Annotated in this window: 32 protein-coding genes; 24 read left to right on the top strand and 8 right to left on the bottom strand. The window is 36.1% G+C overall.

The annotated features are described in order from the left end of the window. The 5 genes from A5N88_RS23930 to A5N88_RS23910 all read left to right on the top strand — a co-directional run. The coding region (locus A5N88_RS23930) for a virulence-associated E family protein (RefSeq protein WP_232317668.1) at window positions 1–943 on the top strand (943 nt) is incomplete at its 5' end. Window positions 944–1,498: 555 nt separating this feature from the next. Then, window positions 1,499–1,687 carry a hypothetical protein gene (locus tag A5N88_RS23925; protein WP_066271597.1) on the top strand — a complete coding sequence of 63 codons (189 nt, stop codon included), beginning with the start codon at window positions 1,499–1,501 and terminating at the stop codon, window positions 1,685–1,687. A gap of 66 nt (window positions 1,688–1,753) precedes the next feature. Next, window positions 1,754–2,035 (top strand): hypothetical protein, encoded by a 282-nt coding sequence (locus tag A5N88_RS23920; protein WP_066271564.1) that lies wholly within the window; start codon window positions 1,754–1,756, stop codon window positions 2,033–2,035. Next, on the top strand, window positions 2,011–3,150 hold the full coding sequence (locus A5N88_RS23915; RefSeq protein ID WP_066271562.1) for a phage major capsid protein: 1,140 nt from the start codon (window positions 2,011–2,013) through the stop codon (window positions 3,148–3,150). The genes A5N88_RS23920 and A5N88_RS23915 overlap by 25 nt, the downstream gene beginning before the upstream one ends. Before the next feature lie 1,071 nt (window positions 3,151–4,221). Beyond that, window positions 4,222–4,671 (top strand): phage terminase small subunit P27 family, encoded by a 450-nt coding sequence (locus tag A5N88_RS23910; protein WP_066271558.1) that lies wholly within the window; start codon window positions 4,222–4,224, stop codon window positions 4,669–4,671. Window positions 4,672–4,949: 278 nt separating this feature from the next. On the opposite strand, the gene A5N88_RS26260 is transcribed toward A5N88_RS23910, so the two are convergent. Further along, window positions 4,950–5,075 carry a hypothetical protein gene (locus tag A5N88_RS26260; protein WP_260525584.1) on the bottom strand — a complete coding sequence of 42 codons (126 nt, stop codon included), beginning with the start codon at window positions 5,073–5,075 and terminating at the stop codon, window positions 4,950–4,952. A 617-nt stretch (window positions 5,076–5,692) separates the two neighbouring features. Between A5N88_RS26260 and A5N88_RS23905 the strand changes: the two genes are divergently transcribed. Beyond that, window positions 5,693–6,442, top strand: coding sequence for a type II toxin-antitoxin system PemK/MazF family toxin (locus A5N88_RS23905; RefSeq protein WP_066271557.1), 750 nt, complete (start codon window positions 5,693–5,695; stop codon window positions 6,440–6,442). 299 nt (window positions 6,443–6,741) lie between these two features. Continuing rightward, entirely contained in the window at window positions 6,742–6,957 is a 216-nt protein-coding gene (locus A5N88_RS23900; RefSeq protein ID WP_066271555.1) for a hypothetical protein, read from the top strand. Between the two features lie 83 nt (window positions 6,958–7,040). On the opposite strand, the gene A5N88_RS23895 is transcribed toward A5N88_RS23900, so the two are convergent. After that, window positions 7,041–7,589, bottom strand: a complete 549-nt coding sequence (locus tag A5N88_RS23895; RefSeq protein ID WP_066271553.1) for a DUF3967 domain-containing protein — start codon at window positions 7,587–7,589, stop codon at window positions 7,041–7,043. A 51-nt stretch (window positions 7,590–7,640) separates the two neighbouring features. Then, a complete protein-coding gene (locus A5N88_RS23890; protein ID WP_066271550.1) occupies window positions 7,641–7,868 on the bottom strand; it encodes a helix-turn-helix transcriptional regulator in 228 nt (75 codons plus the stop codon). Between the two features lie 353 nt (window positions 7,869–8,221). On the opposite strand from A5N88_RS23890, the gene A5N88_RS23885 reads away from it, so the two are divergent. From A5N88_RS23885 to A5N88_RS23870, 3 genes are all read left to right on the top strand, one after another. Next, window positions 8,222–8,614: a hypothetical protein gene (locus tag A5N88_RS23885; protein WP_066271546.1), complete on the top strand. Its 393-nt coding sequence runs from the start codon at window positions 8,222–8,224 to the stop codon at window positions 8,612–8,614. A 353-nt stretch (window positions 8,615–8,967) separates the two neighbouring features. Then, window positions 8,968–10,137: an FtsK/SpoIIIE domain-containing protein gene (locus A5N88_RS23875; protein WP_066271593.1), complete on the top strand. Its 1,170-nt coding sequence runs from the start codon at window positions 8,968–8,970 to the stop codon at window positions 10,135–10,137. Continuing rightward, window positions 10,118–10,789, top strand: a complete 672-nt coding sequence (locus A5N88_RS23870; RefSeq protein WP_066271590.1) for a hypothetical protein — start codon at window positions 10,118–10,120, stop codon at window positions 10,787–10,789. Before A5N88_RS23875 ends, A5N88_RS23870 begins: the two co-directional genes overlap by 20 nt. Window positions 10,790–11,366: 577 nt before the next feature. Here A5N88_RS23870 and A5N88_RS23860 read toward each other — a convergent pair. Next, the gene (locus A5N88_RS23860) at window positions 11,367–11,576 is read right to left on the bottom strand and encodes a helix-turn-helix domain-containing protein (RefSeq protein WP_066271581.1); all 210 of its coding nucleotides are present in this window, start codon (window positions 11,574–11,576) and stop codon (window positions 11,367–11,369) included. 149 nt (window positions 11,577–11,725) lie between these two features. Here A5N88_RS23860 and A5N88_RS23855 point away from each other — a divergent pair, with 149 nt between their 5' ends. The 4 genes from A5N88_RS23855 to A5N88_RS23840 all read left to right on the top strand — a co-directional run bounded on the left by A5N88_RS23855 (window position 11,726) and on the right by A5N88_RS23840 (window position 13,881). Further along, window positions 11,726–12,019, top strand: coding sequence for a hypothetical protein (locus A5N88_RS23855; RefSeq protein ID WP_066271579.1), 294 nt, complete (start codon window positions 11,726–11,728; stop codon window positions 12,017–12,019). Then, window positions 12,003–12,221 (top strand): hypothetical protein, encoded by a 219-nt coding sequence (locus A5N88_RS23850; protein ID WP_066271575.1) that lies wholly within the window; start codon window positions 12,003–12,005, stop codon window positions 12,219–12,221. Before A5N88_RS23855 ends, A5N88_RS23850 begins: the two co-directional genes overlap by 17 nt. A 391-nt stretch (window positions 12,222–12,612) precedes the next feature. Continuing rightward, window positions 12,613–13,473: a helix-turn-helix domain-containing protein gene (locus A5N88_RS23845; protein ID WP_066271573.1), complete on the top strand. Its 861-nt coding sequence runs from the start codon at window positions 12,613–12,615 to the stop codon at window positions 13,471–13,473. Window positions 13,474–13,554: 81 nt separating this feature from the next. Next, window positions 13,555–13,881 (top strand): ArpU family phage packaging/lysis transcriptional regulator, encoded by a 327-nt coding sequence (locus tag A5N88_RS23840; protein WP_066271571.1) that lies wholly within the window; start codon window positions 13,555–13,557, stop codon window positions 13,879–13,881. A gap of 89 nt (window positions 13,882–13,970) precedes the next feature. Here the strand turns inward: A5N88_RS23840 and A5N88_RS23835 are convergent, their stop codons facing one another. Beyond that, window positions 13,971–14,471, bottom strand: a complete 501-nt coding sequence (locus tag A5N88_RS23835; protein WP_066271569.1) for a helix-turn-helix domain-containing protein — start codon at window positions 14,469–14,471, stop codon at window positions 13,971–13,973. A gap of 176 nt (window positions 14,472–14,647) precedes the next feature. Here A5N88_RS23835 and A5N88_RS23830 point away from each other — a divergent pair, with 176 nt between their 5' ends. The 7 genes from A5N88_RS23830 to A5N88_RS23800 all read left to right on the top strand — a co-directional run bounded on the left by A5N88_RS23830 (window position 14,648) and on the right by A5N88_RS23800 (window position 21,130). Beyond that, the gene (locus A5N88_RS23830; protein ID WP_066271568.1) at window positions 14,648–14,860 is read left to right on the top strand and encodes a helix-turn-helix domain-containing protein; all 213 of its coding nucleotides are present in this window, start codon (window positions 14,648–14,650) and stop codon (window positions 14,858–14,860) included. An 11-nt stretch (window positions 14,861–14,871) separates the two neighbouring features. Continuing rightward, window positions 14,872–15,075: a hypothetical protein gene (locus tag A5N88_RS23825; RefSeq protein WP_066271567.1), complete on the top strand. Its 204-nt coding sequence runs from the start codon at window positions 14,872–14,874 to the stop codon at window positions 15,073–15,075. An 83-nt stretch (window positions 15,076–15,158) separates the two neighbouring features. Continuing rightward, the gene (locus A5N88_RS23820; RefSeq protein ID WP_066271566.1) at window positions 15,159–17,402 is read left to right on the top strand and encodes a phage NrS-1 polymerase family protein; all 2,244 of its coding nucleotides are present in this window, start codon (window positions 15,159–15,161) and stop codon (window positions 17,400–17,402) included. A gap of 555 nt (window positions 17,403–17,957) precedes the next feature. After that, a complete protein-coding gene (locus tag A5N88_RS23815) occupies window positions 17,958–18,146 on the top strand; it encodes a hypothetical protein (RefSeq protein WP_066271597.1) in 189 nt (62 codons plus the stop codon). A gap of 66 nt (window positions 18,147–18,212) precedes the next feature. Then, entirely contained in the window at window positions 18,213–18,494 is a 282-nt protein-coding gene (locus A5N88_RS23810) for a hypothetical protein (protein WP_066271564.1), read from the top strand. Continuing rightward, complete coding sequence (locus A5N88_RS23805; protein WP_066271562.1) at window positions 18,470–19,609, top strand: phage major capsid protein; 1,140 nt, start codon at window positions 18,470–18,472, stop codon at window positions 19,607–19,609. Before A5N88_RS23810 ends, A5N88_RS23805 begins: the two co-directional genes overlap by 25 nt. Before the next feature lie 1,071 nt (window positions 19,610–20,680). Next, complete coding sequence (locus A5N88_RS23800) at window positions 20,681–21,130, top strand: phage terminase small subunit P27 family (protein ID WP_066271558.1); 450 nt, start codon at window positions 20,681–20,683, stop codon at window positions 21,128–21,130. A 278-nt stretch (window positions 21,131–21,408) separates the two neighbouring features. On the opposite strand, the gene A5N88_RS26255 is transcribed toward A5N88_RS23800, so the two are convergent. Next, entirely contained in the window at window positions 21,409–21,534 is a 126-nt protein-coding gene (locus A5N88_RS26255; protein WP_260525584.1) for a hypothetical protein, read from the bottom strand. 617 nt (window positions 21,535–22,151) lie between these two features. Between A5N88_RS26255 and A5N88_RS23795 the strand changes: the two genes are divergently transcribed. Both A5N88_RS23795 and A5N88_RS23790 read left to right on the top strand, forming a co-directional pair. After that, window positions 22,152–22,901, top strand: coding sequence for a type II toxin-antitoxin system PemK/MazF family toxin (locus A5N88_RS23795; RefSeq protein WP_066271557.1), 750 nt, complete (start codon window positions 22,152–22,154; stop codon window positions 22,899–22,901). A 299-nt stretch (window positions 22,902–23,200) separates the two neighbouring features. Then, window positions 23,201–23,416: a hypothetical protein gene (locus A5N88_RS23790; protein ID WP_066271555.1), complete on the top strand. Its 216-nt coding sequence runs from the start codon at window positions 23,201–23,203 to the stop codon at window positions 23,414–23,416. An 83-nt stretch (window positions 23,417–23,499) separates the two neighbouring features. Here the strand turns inward: A5N88_RS23790 and A5N88_RS23785 are convergent, their stop codons facing one another. After that, window positions 23,500–24,048 carry a DUF3967 domain-containing protein gene (locus A5N88_RS23785; RefSeq protein WP_066271553.1) on the bottom strand — a complete coding sequence of 183 codons (549 nt, stop codon included), beginning with the start codon at window positions 24,046–24,048 and terminating at the stop codon, window positions 23,500–23,502. A gap of 51 nt (window positions 24,049–24,099) precedes the next feature. Next, on the bottom strand, window positions 24,100–24,327 hold the full coding sequence (locus tag A5N88_RS23780) for a helix-turn-helix transcriptional regulator (protein WP_066271550.1): 228 nt from the start codon (window positions 24,325–24,327) through the stop codon (window positions 24,100–24,102). Between the two features lie 353 nt (window positions 24,328–24,680). On the opposite strand from A5N88_RS23780, the gene A5N88_RS23775 reads away from it, so the two are divergent. Further along, complete coding sequence (locus A5N88_RS23775) at window positions 24,681–25,073, top strand: hypothetical protein (RefSeq protein ID WP_066271546.1); 393 nt, start codon at window positions 24,681–24,683, stop codon at window positions 25,071–25,073. Window positions 25,074–25,110 lie beyond the last annotated feature (37 nt).

Genomic DNA, 25,110 nt, shown 5'->3' with positions numbered 1-25,110 from the left:
AGACACATTTTTCATTGATTATTTAGGAGCCGAAGACACGCCATATATAAGAGCAATTACCCGAAAATGGCTAGTTGCAGCAGTAACCCGAATTTATGAACCTGGTTGCAAATTTGACTATATGCCTGTACTTGTAGGACCTCAAGGAGCCGGTAAAAGTAGTACCATTTCAGCCTTGGCTAGAGAGTGGTTTTCCGATTCATTAAAAAACCTTGATAACAAAGAAGCTGGAGAGCATTTACAAAACTCTTGGATATTTGAGTTTGGCGAATTGGCAGCAATGAAAAAAGGGGAAGTCGAGGAAATTAAAGCTTTTATCACAAAGCAAACTGATTCTTACAGGGTTGCTTATGATCGAGTAGTTTCAGAATTTCCTAGAAAGTGCGTTTTTATCGGAACAACCAACAAAGAGGACTTTCTAAGGGATAAGACAGGAAATAGAAGGTTTTGGCCCGTAACTGTGGACCCTAAAAAACGAAAATACAACCCTATTACACAACTAAATGAAGACATTATAGGGCTAATATGGGCTGAAGCTATGGAGCTTTATAAACAAGGTGAAAAGCTTTATTTAGACCCTGTTTTAGAGGAAGAAGCAGCAAAGGTTCAAGAAGGCCATATGGAAGAGGATCCAAGAAGAGGATTGATTGAAAAATACTTAGATACCACATTACCTTCACATTGGGATGCTATGAAAATATTTGAACGTAGAAATTATTTAATAAATCCTAATGGTTCCATTCAAAGAAATAAAGTTTGTGCGGCTGAAATTTGGTGCGAATGTTTAAACCGTGACTTTGAAAATATGAAAATTCACGATGCCAGAGAAATTATTGACATTATACGAAAAATACCTGGATGGGAAGAGCGAAAACCAAGCCGGACAGTATTTAAACACTATGGAAAACAGACAACTTTTATAAAGACAGGTAGAGGACAGTAAATGGACAGTAAGAGGACAGTAAGGACAGTAAGAAATTTCCATTGTAAATAAATGGAGGACAGTAAGGACAGTAAAACAAAAAATATGGACAGTAAAAAATAGTTTTCTGTCCTCACTCAAACCATTGATACTAAAGGGATTTATCCACTAAAGGACAGTAAGGACAGTAAAAAACATATAAATTGATATTTTTTAAAAATAAGGGAAAAAGGGTGTATTTAGCCTTAAATTTATATGTTTTTTTATATATGTTGCAGACATTGAAATTTACTGTCCTTTCTGTCCTTATTGTCCATCTGTCCTCCTGTGGATATAAAAAGACAAAAAAACAAAGGGAGTGAGCTCTTGTTTACAGTCGAAAATTACTTTAATATGCGTGAATTTTATACAAATACACATATAGCTGCAGAAATAAAAAAAACCCCGGCACAAATCAATTACGCACTAAAGCGTATTGGCTTTAAGTACAACCAAGAGAAAAAGAGATGGGAAAATTGGACGGACAAAAGTTATCGGGAACTGGCTAATCTTCCATTATTCCCAAGTAAGAAAGCAATGAAGGAAATACCGGTTTTAGAAGCATTTGAACGTAATTCAGATGGGATGTTAAGTGCCTGGTGTAGTTACTGTGTGGAATTTCATCATCACGGAGCAGGGGAAGGACACAGGATAGCACATTGCACCAATGAAAAGAGCCCATATAAAATCACAGGCTATGAATTAAAGAAGGTATCAAAACTTTAGGGGGGTGAGGATCAAAGCCTAATCTTAGACAGCAATTTTAAATTCTAAAAAGGAGAAAGAACCTGAATGAATTATAATCACGCAAACGTACCTGTCATAGCAGCAGACGAGCGAGACAGGGCCGGAAATCTATCATTCTATTGCCACTTTTGCAAAGAGGATCATCATCATTCAAATGTAGCCGGCCACTATGGAGCCCTTTGTAAGTCTCGATTTTCTCCATACGCGGAAACGGGTTATATCTTGGCTAGAAATAGGACTATTTGGGACAAAGGAAACAAATATGCCCCTACAAATAAAAAGAAGAAAGAGAAGGTGAAATTATGGAACAAACTCTTCAAGAATTAAATACTGCCTGGATTCAAGCAGGGCAAAGGGTTTCAGATTTAAGAGCAAAAAGAACATTAGATATGCTGGATGAAAATGTGAGTGTAGAAGAAATCGCTACTCTAAGTGCCCGATTAGAAGCAGCTGAAGTAAAACTGGATATTGCACATTTAAAGTATCAAAACGCATTAAATGCCGGACAAACTGAAAACAATGGAGATGATAAGATGAACCAAAAACAGAAAGAAATCAAAGCTGCATATGCGAATTTAATTTTACAAAAACCAATGACCGCAGAACAGAAGGCACTCGTAATTATTGATGATGGGACAGGTAATCCAGTATGGCAAGAAGAGGTATTCACAGATTTTCAACGTCCTTTCCAATCCATTAAGCAATTCGTCAACGTGATTCCGGTTAAAACATTTGCTGGTACATTCGTATTTGAAGATCCAAGTGGCATTACTGAATTAACTGAGCTTGTAGACTATGATTCTCAAATACAAGAAGATGATGAAAAACTCGAGAGCATTCGTTATAAAATTCGCAGATTCGGTTCAATTATTCCAGTGTCTTTATCAAACATTCAGGATTCACCGGAAAGTGTAATTGATATTTTACAAGCCAGCCACGAAAAGAAAAAAGCGAGAACTGAAAATATCGAGATATTTAAAATGTTGCAGAATGCCATTGCCACACCATCTACTTTATCTAGCCATCTCGATCTTGAAAAATCGCTCATAAACGATATTGATCCAGCACTAAAAGACTCAGTTGTCATTGCAACGAATCAGTCAGGTTTCTCAAAACTTGTATCTACATTAGACAGCACCGGTAATCTTGAGAACTTCCTAATCTATAAAATGATTGATGGCTACAATTCTCCAGTTATTTTCTTCAACGGATTTAGGATTGTTTATGTTTCAGACGAAGAACTTCCGAATGTAAACGGATCGGCTCCTTTCGTGTTTGGATCGTTATTCCTATCATTAAAGTATTTCGATAAGGGTACATTGTTGAAATCGTCTCTTTCTTATAAATTTAATCAAGCAATGGTTAGTACAAGGTTCATTGATCAATTCGATGTGCAAGTAGCAAATACCGACTATCAATATGGTTTAATGCCACTTAGCTAAACCAATTAGAATAGACTGCTCATATAGCCTGGGCAGTCTTCTTATATACATTGTATATGAGTATGTGATGTAAGCAGCAGCAACGCGGTTGCTGTACTGTGTATCTCCTTACAGATGTAGAGTGAACGGATAGCAGTCTTAGTGTGGTGTATGAGTGTATATAACCTATATAAGACTATATAACTCTATATAACTGTATATAGACTGTGTAGAGCGTATCTGAGTGTGGAAAGAGCAGACAGAGAGTGTGTACGGTGCTGTAAGAGGTGTATTGAGTGCAGAAAGGGCTTTGTTGTACTGATATAAGCCGTTTAGAGTGCAAAATGAGTGGTTTTAGACGGTTTTAAGTGTGAAAAGCAGATGAAACAGCGGTTTGAAGCGGTGCTGAACGAGTAACAGCGGTACAGTGAACCATACACACCTTTAATACACCTACAAAGGCATACAGATGATGCTTATAGCTGTAAAGAGTAATGGATAATGCTAATACCATCTTGATATTCAAGATACTTGATGGATTTTAACGATAATTCATTACAATATCATTCATTATTTAATTAAAACCAATGCAATTTATCTCTTTAACTGTTTAAAGGTCAACAAAGAGGAATAAACGACCTGGAAACGTTGATATTAAAGGGAATTAACTAACATTAACACCTGATTATCAATGCATAACAGCATTACTTAAGGTGCTATTAGCTTCAGATAATGCAGCATTGCTGGTAAATGGATAATCAAACAGTTTACTAAGGTATTAGATACCTAATGTGAATGGAATCATATGGATATGAATTGTCGAATCAAGGCGAAGATTGTCTATTTATAACGGAAAAACAATTTATTTTGTCGTTTGATGTCCCCCCTGCCTTTTCAACTTTTTCAACTATTTTTGAGAAAAACGGTGTGGACCATCCTTCGTAAAAAATTCGATTTATAAAGTTTTTTTCAGCCCTGGGCACACAAAAGAGCACCCGGCTTAAAGCCTTGGTGCTCTTGGGTTTATCGTACATTGCTGTTATTCGTTTGTAAAGGGCAAATTTTAAATTTTTGAAGGGCGGTAATACAAATATGCCAAGACCACCAAAAAGCGCAAAATTGACCCTGTTAGAGGGCAATAAAAGCCGGTATGTAAAGGAAGAATTAGAAAGACGAGTTGCAAATGAAGATAAATTAAAAATGCGTTCAGAAAATATCGTTCCTCCTTCTTGGCTGGATGCCACAGCAAAGAAAGAATTTAAGCGCCTTGCAGATCTCCTTCTATCTGTGGAATTGATTTCTGAAGCTGATATTAACCATTTAGCCCTGTATTGTGATGCTTATTCAAACTTTTTATCCTACAAAAGAGAAATAAAAGCAAAGGGCAAGTGGGTTGATGGTAAGCCTAACCCATTCTTTGCAAAGATGGATAAAGCTGCAGCACAAATGAGGGTTTTTGCTTCCGACCTTGGACTCTCTCCAACATCCAGAGCAAGGCTGGCCATTGCTTTAAAAGAAGAAGATGAGGATGACTTTTTTTAGATCAGATAATGAAAATAAATATATAAGCCTAAATATCCCTTATAATAATTTAATTTATATATCATACACTGTATTAGCGGTATGATTACGCTACTCTAACGCAGTCTACACGTGGGTTACAGGGAGATACTAGGTATATTACACGGAATGTTCTTCGGAATATGCTTTTTACCACTTTAAAGTTGTCCTATATTTAAACAAAAAAAGAAAAACGGACGCTGCCACGTCTCATTTTTCTATAAAAAAATGTCAGTTTAAAGGTGTTAGAATCGCATAATCTACCTTCGGTTGGGTCTGTCTTCTCTAGATGGGCTATTTTTTATGAGGATTAACAGTGTAAAGATAAAAGTGGTCGTTTGGAAAAAAGTATCAAATCCAAACTTTACTACATCAAAAGCGTTCATCGGATCACCTCCTTTTCAAAGAGAGGTCTGTTGCACATAACAAAGATATTCCGGAAGACGCTGCAAAATGAATTTTCTTCAGACTCAAAAGCTGGCTAAAAGATATGTATTATTAACTTATTTTTTATATGTAAATTTGCTTAATGTTACTTTTGGGCAGCAAATAACCATTCAAGCAATAACCCCTATTCACAGGATTCACGGATCCTCGTCAGATGTACAATTTTAAAAACCAGTAACACATATGAAACTCTAGAATAATATGTTATCAGGAAGAACAGTTTTGGAAACGAAACGCCACTTCCATCGGGGCAACCCGAAAGGGAGGACCCAGTCTTCCCGCCTTACATAAAGCGAAGAGTCCATATTATATGGGCTCTTTTTATGCTTTTAAGGGGGTTTTTAGCCCTTTTAAGCGTTTAGGGTACAAAACCATTACCTTTTTATTTAAGGCGGTAAAATAGCCAGGATAAGGGGCTAGAATAGTGATGAAAACCCATTTCTTAAATAGTTCAGCCAATAACTCACCTTTTTTTATCTTTTATTTTTTAACTAGTATTTTTATCAGTAACTTTTGTCGATTTCTGGTAAAATCTTTTTTGAAGAGGAGGAGTTATATGCGTTCTAGAAGTTATTACAAGATACAGACTAAATTTGACAGAGGGATAAGATCAAAACCTTGTGATGGAAAACTGGTAACTGAAGATCCACAATTAATTGTTGATGTATTTGAAAACGCGAGAATGATGGATGATCAGATTCGAAAGTGGAAACTTGAAGAAGGTATCCATTGGATTTTGGGATTTGAAGCCTATGTGAAAGATAAAAATGGTTCATTATCTCCGAAGTTTAAGGATTCTCATATTTTTAGCAGAGGACAAATTGTTCTGGTCGATTTTTTCGGTCATTTTGGGACAGAATTGACATTCGAACATCCAGCAATTGTTTTGGCAGATACATTTGACGGTGTTATTATTGCGCCAATATCTTCAAAATGTTTTAACGATGGTGTAGATACCCATGTATCTTTAAGTAAAAACATTCGCGATTTAGGGGAAGTAAAAAACAATTGTGGTATTAAATTAGAACAATCTAGATTTATTTCTAAACGACGTATATTACGGAAATTCAAACGTGTATCCAATACTGATAAATTGAATGAGATTGATGAAGTACTTATGAAAATCATGGCTCCATATAGCTACAACCTTTTAATAAAACATCAAGACCACTTATTAAAAGAATTAGCATCTAAAAATGAACTTCTGGAAGAAAAAGAGAAGGAAATTGAAAAATTGAACCGGAGAATAGAGTTTTTAAATGTACAAATCATAAGTGATCAGAGCGAAGATGAAAATGTTTCTTGAAAATGAAAATGATCCACTTTTTCACGTTTTTATATACTCTTTTCACGTTTTTTTATCATTTTTGAACGCTATTATGTTGCATTTATAACATAACGTGGTATATTCTAAATACATCAGGTGTATATTAATACCACCTAATATTTATGGACCTTAGCGTCCAGCGTTTTTAAACGCGCTCATGTGATTATGGCCTCGCGCCTACTAAACCCCGCCTAATTGGTGGGGTTTTTCATTTATTTTATGGTTTTCAATAAATAAAAATTTACACTTTTTACCGATAAATAAGGTGGGGGTGTAAAATGAATGTAAATCTAAATCTCAAACCATTTCAAGGTCAAATGGACCATATGGTATTACAGTTAGCTATCTTACTCATAGTTCCTTTAATTGCTGGCCTGTTCTTGAAGTGGTGCTTACGAGTGGTTATTAAATTGCCCAATGCATTAGCAAATTTTGTAGCAACATTAGGATTTTTAGTGTTTTTTTACAATATGATAAAGATTGTTCTCGGTTGATCTCAACGAAGCTACACGGAGTGCGTAAAAAAGGCCCATTGAACACCTAGATTAATTAGGGTGTGTAAATGGGCACTCAGTGATTATTTATTAAACAAACGTGCAAAGAATCCACTTTTCTTTTCTTCCTTAGCAGCAGCGATTAATTTTCTTGTCTCCATTGACTCCTTTAATGAGTCAGTTAGAAGTTTGTCTCTCTCTGATAACTTATTATCTATGTATTTTTGTTGCTGATCTAACCTTTTTACTAATTCCTCGTTAAATCTGGCCTGAATTTCAGAGTGTTCCAGGAGTGTTTCATTCTGTTTTTGAAGCGTTTGAACAGTTTCCATAAGGTTAAGCAGCATATCGTCAGAAACCTTTGTCTTCGGGCTTTGTGGGTCGCCTGTGCCGGAAGCCGACACGATCTTTTTAGCTATTTCATCCACTTGGATTCCATCTTTTGAAAGGTTCTTAAACTCTGATAATGCCCTTAGATCCCGTTCAAAAAAAAGACGGTATCCATTTTCACTCCTGGTAAACTGATAACCCGATTTTTCGAGCAGCTGGCAATACTTCCGAACTGTACTATCTGCTATATCGAGTATGTTCCCGATATCCTTTGTACTGTACTCCCTTCCAGTTTCGCTCATAACGTTCCCTCCTTGTTGCTATGTCATTCGATATGTTAAACCTTTTTCCCTTTATAAATCAAAGAAATCGTCTGATTTCACACCTGGATCTATTTTCCTTAATGCTTTTAAAACCTTCTGTACGGTCCTGATTGTGGGTGCACGATCCGAATCACCTGAAGTCAATTCATTTATTGTATTACGGTTTACTCCTGACTCCTTTGAAAGCCAAGTTTGCGATATTCCTCGTTTATCTAACCATTTTCCCAGTTTGCTGCGCTTTTTTCCTAATCCAAACACCTTAATCTCTCCCATCCACAATATTAGATGGTCAAGTAATGTCCAAAAAGCCTAAAAAAAATACCTTTTTTGGTGATTAAATTAGTCAACTTGGACAACCAGGGTTACATAAAATAGGCTAACAACACAATAACAACAGGGTAAAAACACGAAAATAACTGTTTTAGAAACTAGTTTTGAACACAGTATCTACTAAGTTATATTACTTCAGTTGTACAAGAGAAAAGGCTGTAAAAACAAGAAATAAAAAATCTGTTAAGAACGAGAGGAGCGAGTGAGGAGGAGGGGGAGCCCGAGGGGGAACCAAATTTCAAAATCCCTCTATCAAGACAATCGAGTTGGAGGTGATTGAGATGAAAGTAAAAATTAACCACGAAGACTTTACTACCATTAATAATGAGAATCTTATCCCCTATATCCAGAAGCATTCAGGCTGGGGTGTTATCGGCAAGAAAATTGAATCTGCTTATGATAATCTTCCCTGGCAACACGTACACCCCGACAAAGATTTATTTACAAATTATAACGGGGTTATGAATGAATGTGTAGACGGGCACGCCATCCACGAAGCCGTTTGTGTCGCGGACTATTCCATATGGACGGAAATGAAGCAATTCAGACCGACAGAGGACTTATATAAGCTGATTGACTATGGAATGCAAACATTAAAAACCGGTGTCCATAGAGACATCCTGCACCCGATTGCTGATGTGTTAAATACTATTATCATCAACCTATTTTTCTAGAATACGAGGTGAAAAGATGTGTTTACCAAAAAAAAAAATTGAGGTCATACCTTTAAAGGAATTTATGAGCCCGGCAGCCCAAATCCCAAAAGTAAAACCTCATACAACAAATTTATTCTCCATATTCCCACCTATCACCCTTAAATCATTCCTACCAGTACAAGATCCCTTTACATTATTCCTTATCGGTGGCGGCCTTATATTGGCTATAGCCCTTTCAGAAACGTTATTTGCTTCCAGTGGTTATTCAGAAGTGGCGGGCACTATATCGGGCATTTTTAAGTTTGTTTTGCCTGTATTCTGTTATGGCTTGATTTTTTGGTTCTTACTAAGCATTTAAGGGGGATAAAACAATGGAGTTGATTAAAACCTTTATGAAGCGCCAAAAGGCGAATATGGAGCTTAGAAAGGCATTTAAGAATGCAGGGATATTTCTTAAATATAAGAACGGAGATAAAGAATTAAAAATCTTTCCTAGAATTCATCAAGTCAATTTCGATAAGAAAGCCAAAACGACTTTTTATATCTTTACCCTGGTCAATGGTATGGATCCAAAGGAAGTAATGAAGAAGGATTATGTATTTAAGCAGCATTTCGGCAAAAACATTGATTTAAAAGGCGATTCCAAGACATTTAAACTAACAATATACCAAACGTCTATGCCTAAGCTTTTACCCTACAAATTCAATGAAATCAAGGCTATATTGGCGCCATACCGACTAGGTATTATCTGCGGTGTGGACCGTAACGGCCAGTATGTCGGCTTTGATCTCCTAAAACAACCTCATATTTTAATAGCAGGGGAAACCGGGTCCGGCAAATCTACTCAGCTGCGTTCTATCCTGACCACACTAATTAAAATGAAACGGCCTGAAGACCTGCAACTATACCTGGGCGATTGTAAGAAGTCAGAGTTTCATATTTTCCGAAAAGTGGAGCACGTAAAATGTGTTTTAAGCAATCCTGTGGAAATCCGGTCTATGTTGAAACATATCAAAAAGGAATTAGATGAACGAAGCGACCTTACAGAAGCCTTTGAAGTAAGCCATATCGACCATATACCGGCTCAATTTAAACGGCCTTATATCATTGTTTGTATAGATGAATTTGTGATGCTGCGGAAAGATGAAACTGTAATGGATATTTTAACGGAGATAGTGGCAATAGGGCGTACCCTTGGAGTATTCGCTGTGCTGTCTATGCAGCGCCCTAATGCTCAAGTATTAGATACCACTATAAGAGCCAATTTAACCGTCTCTATGGGTTTTAAATTAAGGGATAAGATTGAATCCCGAATTGTAAATACTCCCGGTGCTGATGAAATTGAAGTTGACGGCCGGTTTATTATGAATAACGATCGATTATATGAGATTCAAGCTCCATTATTAGAAATGGAAGATGCAAAGGAGCTTTTAAGCCCGTTTATGGTTGCAAAGGAAGCAAAAAAAGTGGAGGAACCGGCAGATATAGCACCCGATTTAACGGAAAAGGATGTGTTCTTAGATGTCACTGACGAAACGTGATAAGGCCATAATAGCCGATTTAAACCGTTTTAGGGTGATGGATAGGGATTCTATTGCAGAGATACATTTCAAGGGCTTAAAACGGCCTAATTTCGCAGCAAACAACGTCCTTTTACGGCTATTGAGGGAAGGTTATGTTCAACGATCTACAGCCTTTATTCCATACTGTTATTTTGGCCCGGAAGTCAGTATGAAGAAAAACAGTGCAAAAGTGGGGCACTTCCTTGCGATCCTCACTGTCTACAGAGAAATCTTACAGATTGGGAAGTTAGAAACCTTTTTAGTGGAGCCAAAATACGGCTGCAAAGGGGTAGCGGAGCCGGATATCTTTTGCATCTTTAGAAAAACACCTTTTTTTATCGAGGTACAAAAGACACTTTACAGTGAAAAACAGATGAATGAAAAGCTAGAAAGGTATGTAGACCTGTATAACAGTGGAGTTCTTGAAAATGAGCCTTGGCAGGGAGAAAAGAAGGTAAAGCCTCATTTACTGATTATCTCGGATCAGCGCTATGCTGTGGAAAGCAAAGACTACCCGTTTAAAGTCTTCCAGGCGCAGACATTCAGTAATTTTTGCAGATCCTTAAAAGGAGAAGCAGAAAAGCCCAGGCAGGTTCAATCATCAACTTTAAAAATAAAGTCGTCGATTTAGCAGAAAGGAGATTAGTTGCTACAGATAAGCAAAAAAAGTGGTTTATCTTCTAGTGTTAGGAGGTAAGTTATTATTGCGAATGATTGGCCTGTATTTCTCCACCACTCCTTATAACAAATAGCACACAACAGAAAGTCTGATGATTTGTAGATCATCGGCTTTTTTGTTTTTTAGCGCAGAAAAGCAGCAACTTTAAAAAGAACGACCATATAATATCCCATCCTGAACTTACAGTAAGTACACGAGCGTCCATTAAGGGCGCTTTTTTTTCTAATAATAAAATCTTTACAGCAACTTTAAAAAGAAAAACCCATATAATGTAGTCCTCTGAATACCATATTTCAAAAAAAGCGTTCATTAAAGGGCGCTTTTTTTATGCTAGTTTACATAAAGCTAATTAAAGGAAGTCAAAATGATACAGTTTGTTAAATGAAAATTAATCAAATGCTATATTTGGCTAAATAGAGCAATTTTAATTATTTAAAGAGTCCGGGAAATAATGTTTTTTTAACAAAGGTCAAACTCTGTTTTTCTCCCTCAATCAAAGTTTTTTAAATGCAAAAGAAAAGAGCCCTTTTTAGGACTCTTTTTTTACATATTGGACCACATCTTCAATATTACAATCCAGGTAAGCACAGATTCTTTCTACTACATCCATTGAAACATTCTTACCCTTTCCCATCTTTGCAATAGTACCTGGTGAAATGCTTAATACAGTCCTTAACTCTTCTTTTGTCATTTTTTTATCAATCAATAACTTCCATAATGGATCATAGGAAAATCCCACTTCGCATTCCCCTTAAATGTTTTATTTGAATATATTCTACAACAAATTAAAGAAAATGTACACGAACATAAATAATTTCTTTGACTTTACATAAAATAAGTTGTAGAATAACTTCAAGAAGTTGAAGAATTTCAAAGGAGCTGTTTGAGATGAATCCATTTTTAGTAATGGCAGCGAAAGAAAAACTGGCTGAGTTGGAAGAGAAGGGCAAAGTTTATTACAGCCAATGGTCCCAGGAAGAAGATGAAAAGCTAAAAAACCTTTTCCGGGCATTGATCGAGTTTTTATCAAGCGAGCAGTTAAAAGCACTTATATCCAACATAGACGATCAAACTTGTTATTGGAGTGCAGCAGTAGGGGAAAGCCAATTCATCCAAGGATTTGAAGAAGGCTGTAAATTCGCCAAACAGACAGGGGTGAACGTACTTGGAAGTGCAATTTAAAAGTAATGACACTGTATTAGAAATATCTACAGATGAAGGCGAAGCAATGATTTGTATATTCAATACTGATGATCCTGAACCACAAGCAAGATGTTTTCACCTGGATCCAAACGAAATTGATCTTTTCATAGCAACTTTGACATTTTGTAAAAAGAAAATAGAAAAAGAGCGACTAGCGGACACTAATCACTCTCTAACCTAACAACTAAAAAATCACACACACTATTATAAACAAAATAAGGGCCCTTATACAAGAAAGGCCCTTTTTCTTACACGTTGGTAAAAAATTATTTCTTGAAATTACTAGATTGCAAGTTTAAAATAAGGACAACTTAATAACGGACGAAATGTAAAAAGCCATTCCCATAATGTTAGGTGTTACCAGCACGCTAACGGGAATGACTTTTCTAAGCCTGTAATAGCCCTACAGGTTAAATAATATGTTCATTATAATGTGAAACGTGCCTATTGTAAACAGGTTTGTTTTGGCATAATCTCGCGAATTTTGAAGCATATCTTTTTAACCTTGTATTTTTAACAGGTTGGAAAGGTATGCTTTTTTGTTTCTCCTAACCAAAAGGAGACAATACATAATGAGTAAAGTTTATATGGAGCAATTTCGCAATTTACAACAGTTTAGCAGTGTAAAAGAGTTTGACCAGCATCGCAGCCAAGTATTTTATAGAATCAAAGATAAGCTATCCAAAGGGGCTTTAGCTGTTTGGAATTTATTAGCACGACGAGCTACAGATATACCAGGTGTTTGCTGGGTTCAAATTGATACTATCGCAGAAAGTGCAGGGGTATCTAGATCCACTGTGGAACGTGCTATACGGCTATTCAAAAAGCTTGGACTAATTGCCATTAAGGAAACAATCAGACCCAAAACAGGCGGAGATGGAGCTAATGTTTACGTGTTCCAGAAATTAGGTGAAGGGGCGCAAATGACGGGGCGTGAAGTTCCTGAAAAACCTTGCCATGTAAAGGATGAAGAGTATATTTCCAAAAACGACACTAAAATTTCTTTAGACTTAAAACATAATAATAATCAATTAAATACTAAACGATCTCCATACATAAAATTTGTTCCTGAGCGTCTTCAACAATACAAAGACCTTTTTGGAAAACTACTTAAGGATTTATACAGCCGTGTTTGGTTAGCAGCCAAAAAATTAAAACTAACTGTGGAACAAGGTCTAATGCAACAAATCGGTTCTATCGTGATGCACCAATTAATGCTATATAAAAAAGTCGGGAAACAATTTACTGACGATCAACTATGTATATTGGCTTATAAAATTGCATTTAACCAATTATCTCAACGTGTGGAAAGTGGCGAAATAGCTGATTTTAATGACTTCTACAACGTACTGGATAAGGCTAAAACACGTTTATTAATCAAACGTGAATTTAAGGCTGCCAAAAATGAATTTGACGAATTAGGGGTCTTTTAAAGTTTATTTGAGACTGCCCTTTTTTCCCTTTTAACTTCTTGATACCATTAGTACAAGAAGATTCCTGGGGCGGTGTAAACTATGGCTAAAAAAGAGCTTTTCAGCAAATTTAATAAGCTATTTGATACATACAGGGTTTGCAAATTTGTTACAGAAGGTCCAGAAGCAGAACATAATCCAGAAAGACAACTGTGGAAGGATTTCTGCGTGCAAATCGAAAATGCAGTTAACCGGCTGCCGGATAAGGAAAAAGAAATCATTCTAGAGCGTTATATGAAGGATGATTATGTTTTCGATAAAGACATATATGGGAAATTTCAAATAAGCCCCCGGACGTATGACAGAAGAAAAGCTGATGCCCTTACTAAGATTGCATATTATTTTGAAGCTATTGGGGAAGCAATATAAAAAAGTGACTCTCTTTATTTTTAGAGTTGAAAAAGAATTAGAAGTCCTATAAAAACAAAAAAACACGGTCAGCTGCTGCAGATCCGTGTTTAATCTTCATTCATTAATGAAAAAGGGGTGAATTCTTCTAGAAGAGCATCACTTACAATTTTTTGTGTCTTTTTCAGGTCATTGAATTCTTTAAGGTAGTTTGCAATTTTTTCAGCTGCAACGATCGCATTTGGATTGCCGTTTTCGTACATTTCAATAAAATCTTTACAAAAATAGTTGATGTTTTCTAAATGTCTTTTTTCTTGTTCTTCAATGTTGTTTTGCAGTATGCGCTCAACATTTACAAGCTCCATTTCCTTTTGGCTTTGTCTAGCTTCCTCTTCTGTGATATATCCTGCCTTTTTCATTAGAAGATAATAATCCACATCTAAAACTGAAGCCATTTTGGATAATAATTCAGGCTTTGGTACATTCATTTTTCCATTCTCTATTTGAGATAAATAAGGCTGAGATAACTCTAATTTTTCAGCTAATTCCACAAGTGTTATTTTTTTTTCCTTTCTTAAATCACGCAGATATATTCCAAATGTATTTTTCATCTTTGTCATCACCTTTCATTTCTTATATCATAAACAACAATATTATTATTTACAATATTATTGTTTATTTATATTGAAAATATTATTTAAAATAAATAAAAGTATTGAAAAAAATAATAATTATAGATATCATATGATTAATTATTATAAAAAATAATAGTTTCGAGGTGATAATTATGAAGATAAAGCTTAAAGATCCTATTTTTTTTAATGAATTGCTTATTAAAAAAGGTTTCTCAAAGAATTCATTCTCAAAGGCAGCTAATTTAGGACAGCCGACCATTGTTCAGATTAGTAATGGAACCAGATGCCCGGGTCCAGTAGCAGCAAAAAAGATTGTTGATACCTTACAAGTTGAATTTGAGGACATATTTGAAATTGAACGATAGGGGGAGGCGTTGTGGCAGGGCCGATTTACAACAAACAAATACGCAGTGCCAGGGGGAAAATTGCTATCTGGATGTTAGCAGAGAAATTAAAAATTCGGGAAAATACTTTACACGAATGGCTGAAAAAACCACTCCCCGAGAATAAGAAAGCGGCCATTTATAAGGCCATTCACGAAATAAAGAACGAGTTAAAAAAGAACAAAGGGGATTATTAAAAATTTCGAAACACTGAAAAGTAAGGTTAATAACCTTGCAAAGCTTATTTTTATAGTCAGCCAGAGAAGGGGTGAAAAACGTTTTGGCATTAACTAAAGAAACATCAATAATAACACCTATTTTTGAAAACATTCCTGAAGAAATGAAGCAGCTGGATAGGTGGGTTTGCTGGAAAGCTCAAGAACGAAAGGGAAAGATCACAAAAGTACCTTATACACCTACTGGAAGCCCTGCAAAGAGTAATGATAAAAGTACCTGGTCAAACTTTGAAAGTATAAAACGGGCATTTGAAACTAAAAAATTTGATGGTATTGGATTTATGTTGGGTGATGGAATTATTGGAATAGACATTGATGGCGCTATTAATGAACAAGGCCATTTATCAGAGCACGCAAAAAACATTCTAAAATCTGTGGACTCCTATTATGAAAAATCAGTTAGTGGAACGGGAATACACATCATTCTTAAAGGTGATCTTCCAGAAGGTTATAAGAACAAAAACACTGATCTTAATTTAGAGGTTTATGGCGACTTAAGATATTTCACAATTACCGGATCTACAAAGAGTCCAAAGCCCATAAATCAAGATCAGAATGGTTTGCTAAGTGTCCTAGAACAATACTTTAAAAAGCAGCCTGCAGCCAGGAAAAAGAGTAGCCGTCCACAGAGGAAAAGAACAGCATCCTTGAGTAATAGCCAAATTTGGCAGGCTATGTTCAACAGTAAAAACGGACAAGCAATAAAGGCTTTATACGATGGATTTATAGAAAGTGACCATAGTTCAGCAGATATGGCGCTATCTAACCAATTAGCTTTTTGGACGAATAAAGACCCTATACAAATGGATGCAATGTTTAGGGAATCCGGTTTAATGCGTGAAAAGTGGGATGAACAGCGAGGATCTTCAACATATGGCCAAATGACCATTCAAAGGGCTATAGATGATACTTCCAGCACTCTTTCAGACTATAACTCTCCTAAAAATACGACGTTTCAAATATACGTTTCAGATGAAAAAGAAAAGGACGGTTTAAAGGAACTTGAGTACAACTCAAAAGGGGATAAAGTCCTTGCAAATGCACGCAATGCGGAATTTATTCTATCCAGCAAGCCATTCAAAGGCGTACTAGCCTATGATGCTTTCAAAAATACTGAAGCAATAAAAGGGGATCTACCTTGGAGAAAGAGAGAACTTCCATTTCGTCCATATGAGCCCTGGTTAGGTTCAGACGATAAACGGTTACTGCATTATTTCGGTAAACAGTATGATTTTAAATCAACTTCCATCATTCAAAACGCTTATATCGAAGTGACCCGGCAAAACTCCTTTCATCCAGTTAAAGAGTATTTAGAAGGTCAAAAATGGGATGGAAACAACAGAGTAGACACATTTTTCATTGATTATTTAGGAGCCGAAGACACGCCATATATAAGAGCAATTACCCGAAAATGGCTAGTTGCAGCAGTAACCCGAATTTATGAACCTGGTTGCAAATTTGACTATATGCCTGTACTTGTAGGACCTCAAGGAGCCGGTAAAAGTAGTACCATTTCAGCCTTGGCTAGAGAGTGGTTTTCCGATTCATTAAAAAACCTTGATAACAAAGAAGCTGGAGAGCATTTACAAAACTCTTGGATATTTGAGTTTGGCGAATTGGCAGCAATGAAAAAAGGGGAAGTCGAGGAAATTAAAGCTTTTATCACAAAGCAAACTGATTCTTACAGGGTTGCTTATGATCGAGTAGTTTCAGAATTTCCTAGAAAGTGCGTTTTTATCGGAACAACCAACAAAGAGGACTTTCTAAGGGATAAGACAGGAAATAGAAGGTTTTGGCCCGTAACTGTGGACCCTAAAAAACGAAAATACAACCCTATTACACAACTAAATGAAGACATTATAGGGCTAATATGGGCTGAAGCTATGGAGCTTTATAAACAAGGTGAAAAGCTTTATTTAGACCCTGTTTTAGAGGAAGAAGCAGCAAAGGTTCAAGAAGGCCATATGGAAGAGGATCCAAGAAGAGGATTGATTGAAAAATACTTAGATACCACATTACCTTCACATTGGGATGCTATGAAAATATTTGAACGTAGAAATTATTTAATAAATCCTAATGGTTCCATTCAAAGAAATAAAGTTTGTGCGGCTGAAATTTGGTGCGAATGTTTAAACCGTGACTTTGAAAATATGAAAATTCACGATGCCAGAGAAATTATTGACATTATACGAAAAATACCTGGATGGGAAGAGCGAAAACCAAGCCGGACAGTATTTAAACACTATGGAAAACAGACAACTTTTATAAAGACAGGTAGAGGACAGTAAATGGACAGTAAGAGGACAGTAAGGACAGTAAGAAATTTCCATTGTAAATAAATGGAGGACAGTAAGGACAGTAAAACAAAAAATATGGACAGTAAAAAATAGTTTTCTGTCCTCACTCAAACCATTGATACTAAAGGGATTTATCCACTAAAGGACAGTAAGGACAGTAAAAAACATATAAATTGATATTTTTTAAAAATAAGGGAAAAAGGGTGTATTTAGCCTTAAATTTATATGTTTTTTTATATATGTTGCAGACATTGAAATTTACTGTCCTTTCTGTCCTTATTGTCCATCTGTCCTCCTGTGGATATAAAAAGACAAAAAAACAAAGGGAGTGAGCTCTTGTTTACAGTCGAAAATTACTTTAATATGCGTGAATTTTATACAAATACACATATAGCTGCAGAAATAAAAAAAACCCCGGCACAAATCAATTACGCACTAAAGCGTATTGGCTTTAAGTACAACCAAGAGAAAAAGAGATGGGAAAATTGGACGGACAAAAGTTATCGGGAACTGGCTAATCTTCCATTATTCCCAAGTAAGAAAGCAATGAAGGAAATACCGGTTTTAGAAGCATTTGAACGTAATTCAGATGGGATGTTAAGTGCCTGGTGTAGTTACTGTGTGGAATTTCATCATCACGGAGCAGGGGAAGGACACAGGATAGCACATTGCACCAATGAAAAGAGCCCATATAAAATCACAGGCTATGAATTAAAGAAGGTATCAAAACTTTAGGGGGGTGAGGATCAAAGCCTAATCTTAGACAGCAATTTTAAATTCTAAAAAGGAGAAAGAACCTGAATGAATTATAATCACGCAAACGTACCTGTCATAGCAGCAGACGAGCGAGACAGGGCCGGAAATCTATCATTCTATTGCCACTTTTGCAAAGAGGATCATCATCATTCAAATGTAGCCGGCCACTATGGAGCCCTTTGTAAGTCTCGATTTTCTCCATACGCGGAAACGGGTTATATCTTGGCTAGAAATAGGACTATTTGGGACAAAGGAAACAAATATGCCCCTACAAATAAAAAGAAGAAAGAGAAGGTGAAATTATGGAACAAACTCTTCAAGAATTAAATACTGCCTGGATTCAAGCAGGGCAAAGGGTTTCAGATTTAAGAGCAAAAAGAACATTAGATATGCTGGATGAAAATGTGAGTGTAGAAGAAATCGCTACTCTAAGTGCCCGATTAGAAGCAGCTGAAGTAAAACTGGATATTGCACATTTAAAGTATCAAAACGCATTAAATGCCGGACAAACTGAAAACAATGGAGATGATAAGATGAACCAAAAACAGAAAGAAATCAAAGCTGCATATGCGAATTTAATTTTACAAAAACCAATGACCGCAGAACAGAAGGCACTCGTAATTATTGATGATGGGACAGGTAATCCAGTATGGCAAGAAGAGGTATTCACAGATTTTCAACGTCCTTTCCAATCCATTAAGCAATTCGTCAACGTGATTCCGGTTAAAACATTTGCTGGTACATTCGTATTTGAAGATCCAAGTGGCATTACTGAATTAACTGAGCTTGTAGACTATGATTCTCAAATACAAGAAGATGATGAAAAACTCGAGAGCATTCGTTATAAAATTCGCAGATTCGGTTCAATTATTCCAGTGTCTTTATCAAACATTCAGGATTCACCGGAAAGTGTAATTGATATTTTACAAGCCAGCCACGAAAAGAAAAAAGCGAGAACTGAAAATATCGAGATATTTAAAATGTTGCAGAATGCCATTGCCACACCATCTACTTTATCTAGCCATCTCGATCTTGAAAAATCGCTCATAAACGATATTGATCCAGCACTAAAAGACTCAGTTGTCATTGCAACGAATCAGTCAGGTTTCTCAAAACTTGTATCTACATTAGACAGCACCGGTAATCTTGAGAACTTCCTAATCTATAAAATGATTGATGGCTACAATTCTCCAGTTATTTTCTTCAACGGATTTAGGATTGTTTATGTTTCAGACGAAGAACTTCCGAATGTAAACGGATCGGCTCCTTTCGTGTTTGGATCGTTATTCCTATCATTAAAGTATTTCGATAAGGGTACATTGTTGAAATCGTCTCTTTCTTATAAATTTAATCAAGCAATGGTTAGTACAAGGTTCATTGATCAATTCGATGTGCAAGTAGCAAATACCGACTATCAATATGGTTTAATGCCACTTAGCTAAACCAATTAGAATAGACTGCTCATATAGCCTGGGCAGTCTTCTTATATACATTGTATATGAGTATGTGATGTAAGCAGCAGCAACGCGGTTGCTGTACTGTGTATCTCCTTACAGATGTAGAGTGAACGGATAGCAGTCTTAGTGTGGTGTATGAGTGTATATAACCTATATAAGACTATATAACTCTATATAACTGTATATAGACTGTGTAGAGCGTATCTGAGTGTGGAAAGAGCAGACAGAGAGTGTGTACGGTGCTGTAAGAGGTGTATTGAGTGCAGAAAGGGCTTTGTTGTACTGATATAAGCCGTTTAGAGTGCAAAATGAGTGGTTTTAGACGGTTTTAAGTGTGAAAAGCAGATGAAACAGCGGTTTGAAGCGGTGCTGAACGAGTAACAGCGGTACAGTGAACCATACACACCTTTAATACACCTACAAAGGCATACAGATGATGCTTATAGCTGTAAAGAGTAATGGATAATGCTAATACCATCTTGATATTCAAGATACTTGATGGATTTTAACGATAATTCATTACAATATCATTCATTATTTAATTAAAACCAATGCAATTTATCTCTTTAACTGTTTAAAGGTCAACAAAGAGGAATAAACGACCTGGAAACGTTGATATTAAAGGGAATTAACTAACATTAACACCTGATTATCAATGCATAACAGCATTACTTAAGGTGCTATTAGCTTCAGATAATGCAGCATTGCTGGTAAATGGATAATCAAACAGTTTACTAAGGTATTAGATACCTAATGTGAATGGAATCATATGGATATGAATTGTCGAATCAAGGCGAAGATTGTCTATTTATAACGGAAAAACAATTTATTTTGTCGTTTGATGTCCCCCCTGCCTTTTCAACTTTTTCAACTATTTTTGAGAAAAACGGTGTGGACCATCCTTCGTAAAAAATTCGATTTATAAAGTTTTTTTCAGCCCTGGGCACACAAAAGAGCACCCGGCTTAAAGCCTTGGTGCTCTTGGGTTTATCGTACATTGCTGTTATTCGTTTGTAAAGGGCAAATTTTAAATTTTTGAAGGGCGGTAATACAAATATGCCAAGACCACCAAAAAGCGCAAAATTGACCCTGTTAGAGGGCAATAAAAGCCGGTATGTAAAGGAAGAATTAGAAAGACGAGTTGCAAATGAAGATAAATTAAAAATGCGTTCAGAAAATATCGTTCCTCCTTCTTGGCTGGATGCCACAGCAAAGAAAGAATTTAAGCGCCTTGCAGATCTCCTTCTATCTGTGGAATTGATTTCTGAAGCTGATATTAACCATTTAGCCCTGTATTGTGATGCTTATTCAAACTTTTTATCCTACAAAAGAGAAATAAAAGCAAAGGGCAAGTGGGTTGATGGTAAGCCTAACCCATTCTTTGCAAAGATGGATAAAGCTGCAGCACAAATGAGGGTTTTTGCTTCCGACCTTGGACTCTCTCCAACATCCAGAGCAAGGCTGGCCATTGCTTTAAAAGAAGAAGATGAGGATGACTTTTTTTAGATCAGATAATGAAAATAAATATATAAGCCTAAATATCCCTTATAATAATTTAATTTATATATCATACACTGTATTAGCGGTATGATTACGCTACTCTAACGCAGTCTACACGTGGGTTACAGGGAGATACTAGGTATATTACACGGAATGTTCTTCGGAATATGCTTTTTACCACTTTAAAGTTGTCCTATATTTAAACAAAAAAAGAAAAACGGACGCTGCCACGTCTCATTTTTCTATAAAAAAATGTCAGTTTAAAGGTGTTAGAATCGCATAATCTACCTTCGGTTGGGTCTGTCTTCTCTAGATGGGCTATTTTTTATGAGGATTAACAGTGTAAAGATAAAAGTGGTCGTTTGGAAAAAAGTATCAAATCCAAACTTTACTACATCAAAAGCGTTCATCGGATCACCTCCTTTTCAAAGAGAGGTCTGTTGCACATAACAAAGATATTCCGGAAGACGCTGCAAAATGAATTTTCTTCAGACTCAAAAGCTGGCTAAAAGATATGTATTATTAACTTATTTTTTATATGTAAATTTGCTTAATGTTACTTTTGGGCAGCAAATAACCATTCAAGCAATAACCCCTATTCACAGGATTCACGGATCCTCGTCAGATGTACAATTTTAAAAACCAGTAACACATATGAAACTCTAGAATAATATGTTATCAGGAAGAACAGTTTTGGAAACGAAACGCCACTTCCATCGGGGCAACCCGAAAGGGAGGACCCAGTCTTCCCGCCTTACATAAAGCGAAGAGTCCATATTATATGGGCTCTTTTTATGCTTTTAAGGGGGTTTTTAGCCCTTTTAAGCGTTTAGGGTACAAAACCATTACCTTTTTATTTAAGGCGGTAAAATAGCCAGGATAAGGGGCTAGAATAGTGATGAAAACCCATTTCTTAAATAGTTCAGCCAATAACTCACCTTTTTTTATCTTTTATTTTTTAACTAGTATTTTTATCAGTAACTTTTGTCGATTTCTGGTAAAATCTTTTTTGAAGAGGAGGAGTTATATGCGTTCTAGAAGTTATTACAAGATACAGACTAAATTTGACAGAGGGATAAGATCAAAACCTTGTGATGGAAAACTGGTAACTGAAGATCCACAATTAATTGTTGATGTATTTGAAAACGCGAGAATGATGGATGATCAGATTCGAAAGTGGAAACTTGAAGAAGGTATCCATTGGATTTTGGGATTTGAAGCCTATGTGAAAGATAAAAATGGTTCATTATCTCCGAAGTTTAAGGATTCTCATATTTTTAGCAGAGGACAAATTGTTCTGGTCGATTTTTTCGGTCATTTTGGGACAGAATTGACATTCGAACATCCAGCAATTGTTTTGGCAGATACATTTGACGGTGTTATTATTGCGCCAATATCTTCAAAATGTTTTAACGATGGTGTAGATACCCATGTATCTTTAAGTAAAAACATTCGCGATTTAGGGGAAGTAAAAAACAATTGTGGTATTAAATTAGAACAATCTAGATTTATTTCTAAACGACGTATATTACGGAAATTCAAACGTGTATCCAATACTGATAAATTGAATGAGATTGATGAAGTACTTATGAAAATCATGGCTCCATATAGCTACAACCTTTTAATAAAACATCAAGACCACTTATTAAAAGAATTAGCATCTAAAAATGAACTTCTGGAAGAAAAAGAGAAGGAAATTGAAAAATTGAACCGGAGAATAGAGTTTTTAAATGTACAAATCATAAGTGATCAGAGCGAAGATGAAAATGTTTCTTGAAAATGAAAATGATCCACTTTTTCACGTTTTTATATACTCTTTTCACGTTTTTTTATCATTTTTGAACGCTATTATGTTGCATTTATAACATAACGTGGTATATTCTAAATACATCAGGTGTATATTAATACCACCTAATATTTATGGACCTTAGCGTCCAGCGTTTTTAAACGCGCTCATGTGATTATGGCCTCGCGCCTACTAAACCCCGCCTAATTGGTGGGGTTTTTCATTTATTTTATGGTTTTCAATAAATAAAAATTTACACTTTTTACCGATAAATAAGGTGGGGGTGTAAAATGAATGTAAATCTAAATCTCAAACCATTTCAAGGTCAAATGGACCATATGGTATTACAGTTAGCTATCTTACTCATAGTTCCTTTAATTGCTGGCCTGTTCTTGAAGTGGTGCTTACGAGTGGTTATTAAATTGCCCAATGCATTAGCAAATTTTGTAGCAACATTAGGATTTTTAGTGTTTTTTTACAATATGATAAAGATTGTTCTCGGTTGATCTCAACGAAGCTACACGGAGTGCGTAAAAAAGGCCCATTGAACACCTAGATTAATTAGGGTGTGTAAATGGGCACTCAGTGATTATTTATTAAACAAACGTGCAAAGAATCCACTTTTCTTTTCTTCCTTAGCAGCAGCGATTAATTTTCTTGTCTCCATTGACTCCTTTAATGAGTCAGTTAGAAGTTTGTCTCTCTCTGATAACTTATTATCTATGTATTTTTGTTGCTGATCTAACCTTTTTACTAATTCCTCGTTAAATCTGGCCTGAATTTCAGAGTGTTCCAGGAGTGTTTCATTCTGTTTTTGAAGCGTTTGAACAGTTTCCATAAGGTTAAGCAGCATATCGTCAGAAACCTTTGTCTTCGGGCTTTGTGGGTCGCCTGTGCCGGAAGCCGACACGATCTTTTTAGCTATTTCATCCACTTGGATTCCATCTTTTGAAAGGTTCTTAAACTCTGATAATGCCCTTAGATCCCGTTCAAAAAAAAGACGGTATCCATTTTCACTCCTGGTAAACTGATAACCCGATTTTTCGAGCAGCTGGCAATACTTCCGAACTGTACTATCTGCTATATCGAGTATGTTCCCGATATCCTTTGTACTGTACTCCCTTCCAGTTTCGCTCATAACGTTCCCTCCTTGTTGCTATGTCATTCGATATGTTAAACCTTTTTCCCTTTATAAATCAAAGAAATCGTCTGATTTCACACCTGGATCTATTTTCCTTAATGCTTTTAAAACCTTCTGTACGGTCCTGATTGTGGGTGCACGATCCGAATCACCTGAAGTCAATTCATTTATTGTATTACGGTTTACTCCTGACTCCTTTGAAAGCCAAGTTTGCGATATTCCTCGTTTATCTAACCATTTTCCCAGTTTGCTGCGCTTTTTTCCTAATCCAAACACCTTAATCTCTCCCATCCACAATATTAGATGGTCAAGTAATGTCCAAAAAGCCTAAAAAAAATACCTTTTTTGGTGATTAAATTAGTCAACTTGGACAACCAGGGTTACATAAAATAGGCTAACAACACAATAACAACAGGGTAAAAACACGAAAATAACTGTTTTAGAAACTAGTTTTGAACACAGTATCTACTAAGTTATATTACTTCAGTTGTACAAGAGAAAAGGCTGTAAAAACAAGAAATAAAAAATCTGTTAAGAACGAGAGGAGCGAGTGAGGAGGAGGGGGAGCCCGAGGGGGAACCAAATTTCAAAATCCCTCTATCAAGACAATCGAGTTGGAGGTGATTGAGATGAAAGTAAAAATTAACCACGAAGACTTTACTACCATTAATAATGAGAATCTTATCCCCTATATCCAGAAGCATTCAGGCTGGGGTGTTATCGGCAAGAAAATTGAATCTGCTTATGATAATCTTCCCTGGCAACACGTACACCCCGACAAAGATTTATTTACAAATTATAACGGGGTTATGAATGAATGTGTAGACGGGCACGCCATCCACGAAGCCGTTTGTGTCGCGGACTATTCCATATGGACGGAAATGAAGCAATTCAGACCGACAGAGGACTTATATAAGCTGATTGACTATGGAATGCAAACATTAAAAACCGGTGTCCATAGAGACATCCTGCACCCGATTGCTGATGTGTTAAATACTATTATCATCAACCTATTTTTCTAGAATACGAGGTGAAAAGATGTGTTTACCAAAAAAAAAA

Source organism: Heyndrickxia acidicola (assembly GCF_001636425.1).
GTDB lineage: Bacteria > Bacillota > Bacilli > Bacillales > Bacillaceae_C > Bacillus_AE > Bacillus_AE acidicola.
This window is presented reverse-complemented; position numbering and strand designations above follow the sequence as displayed.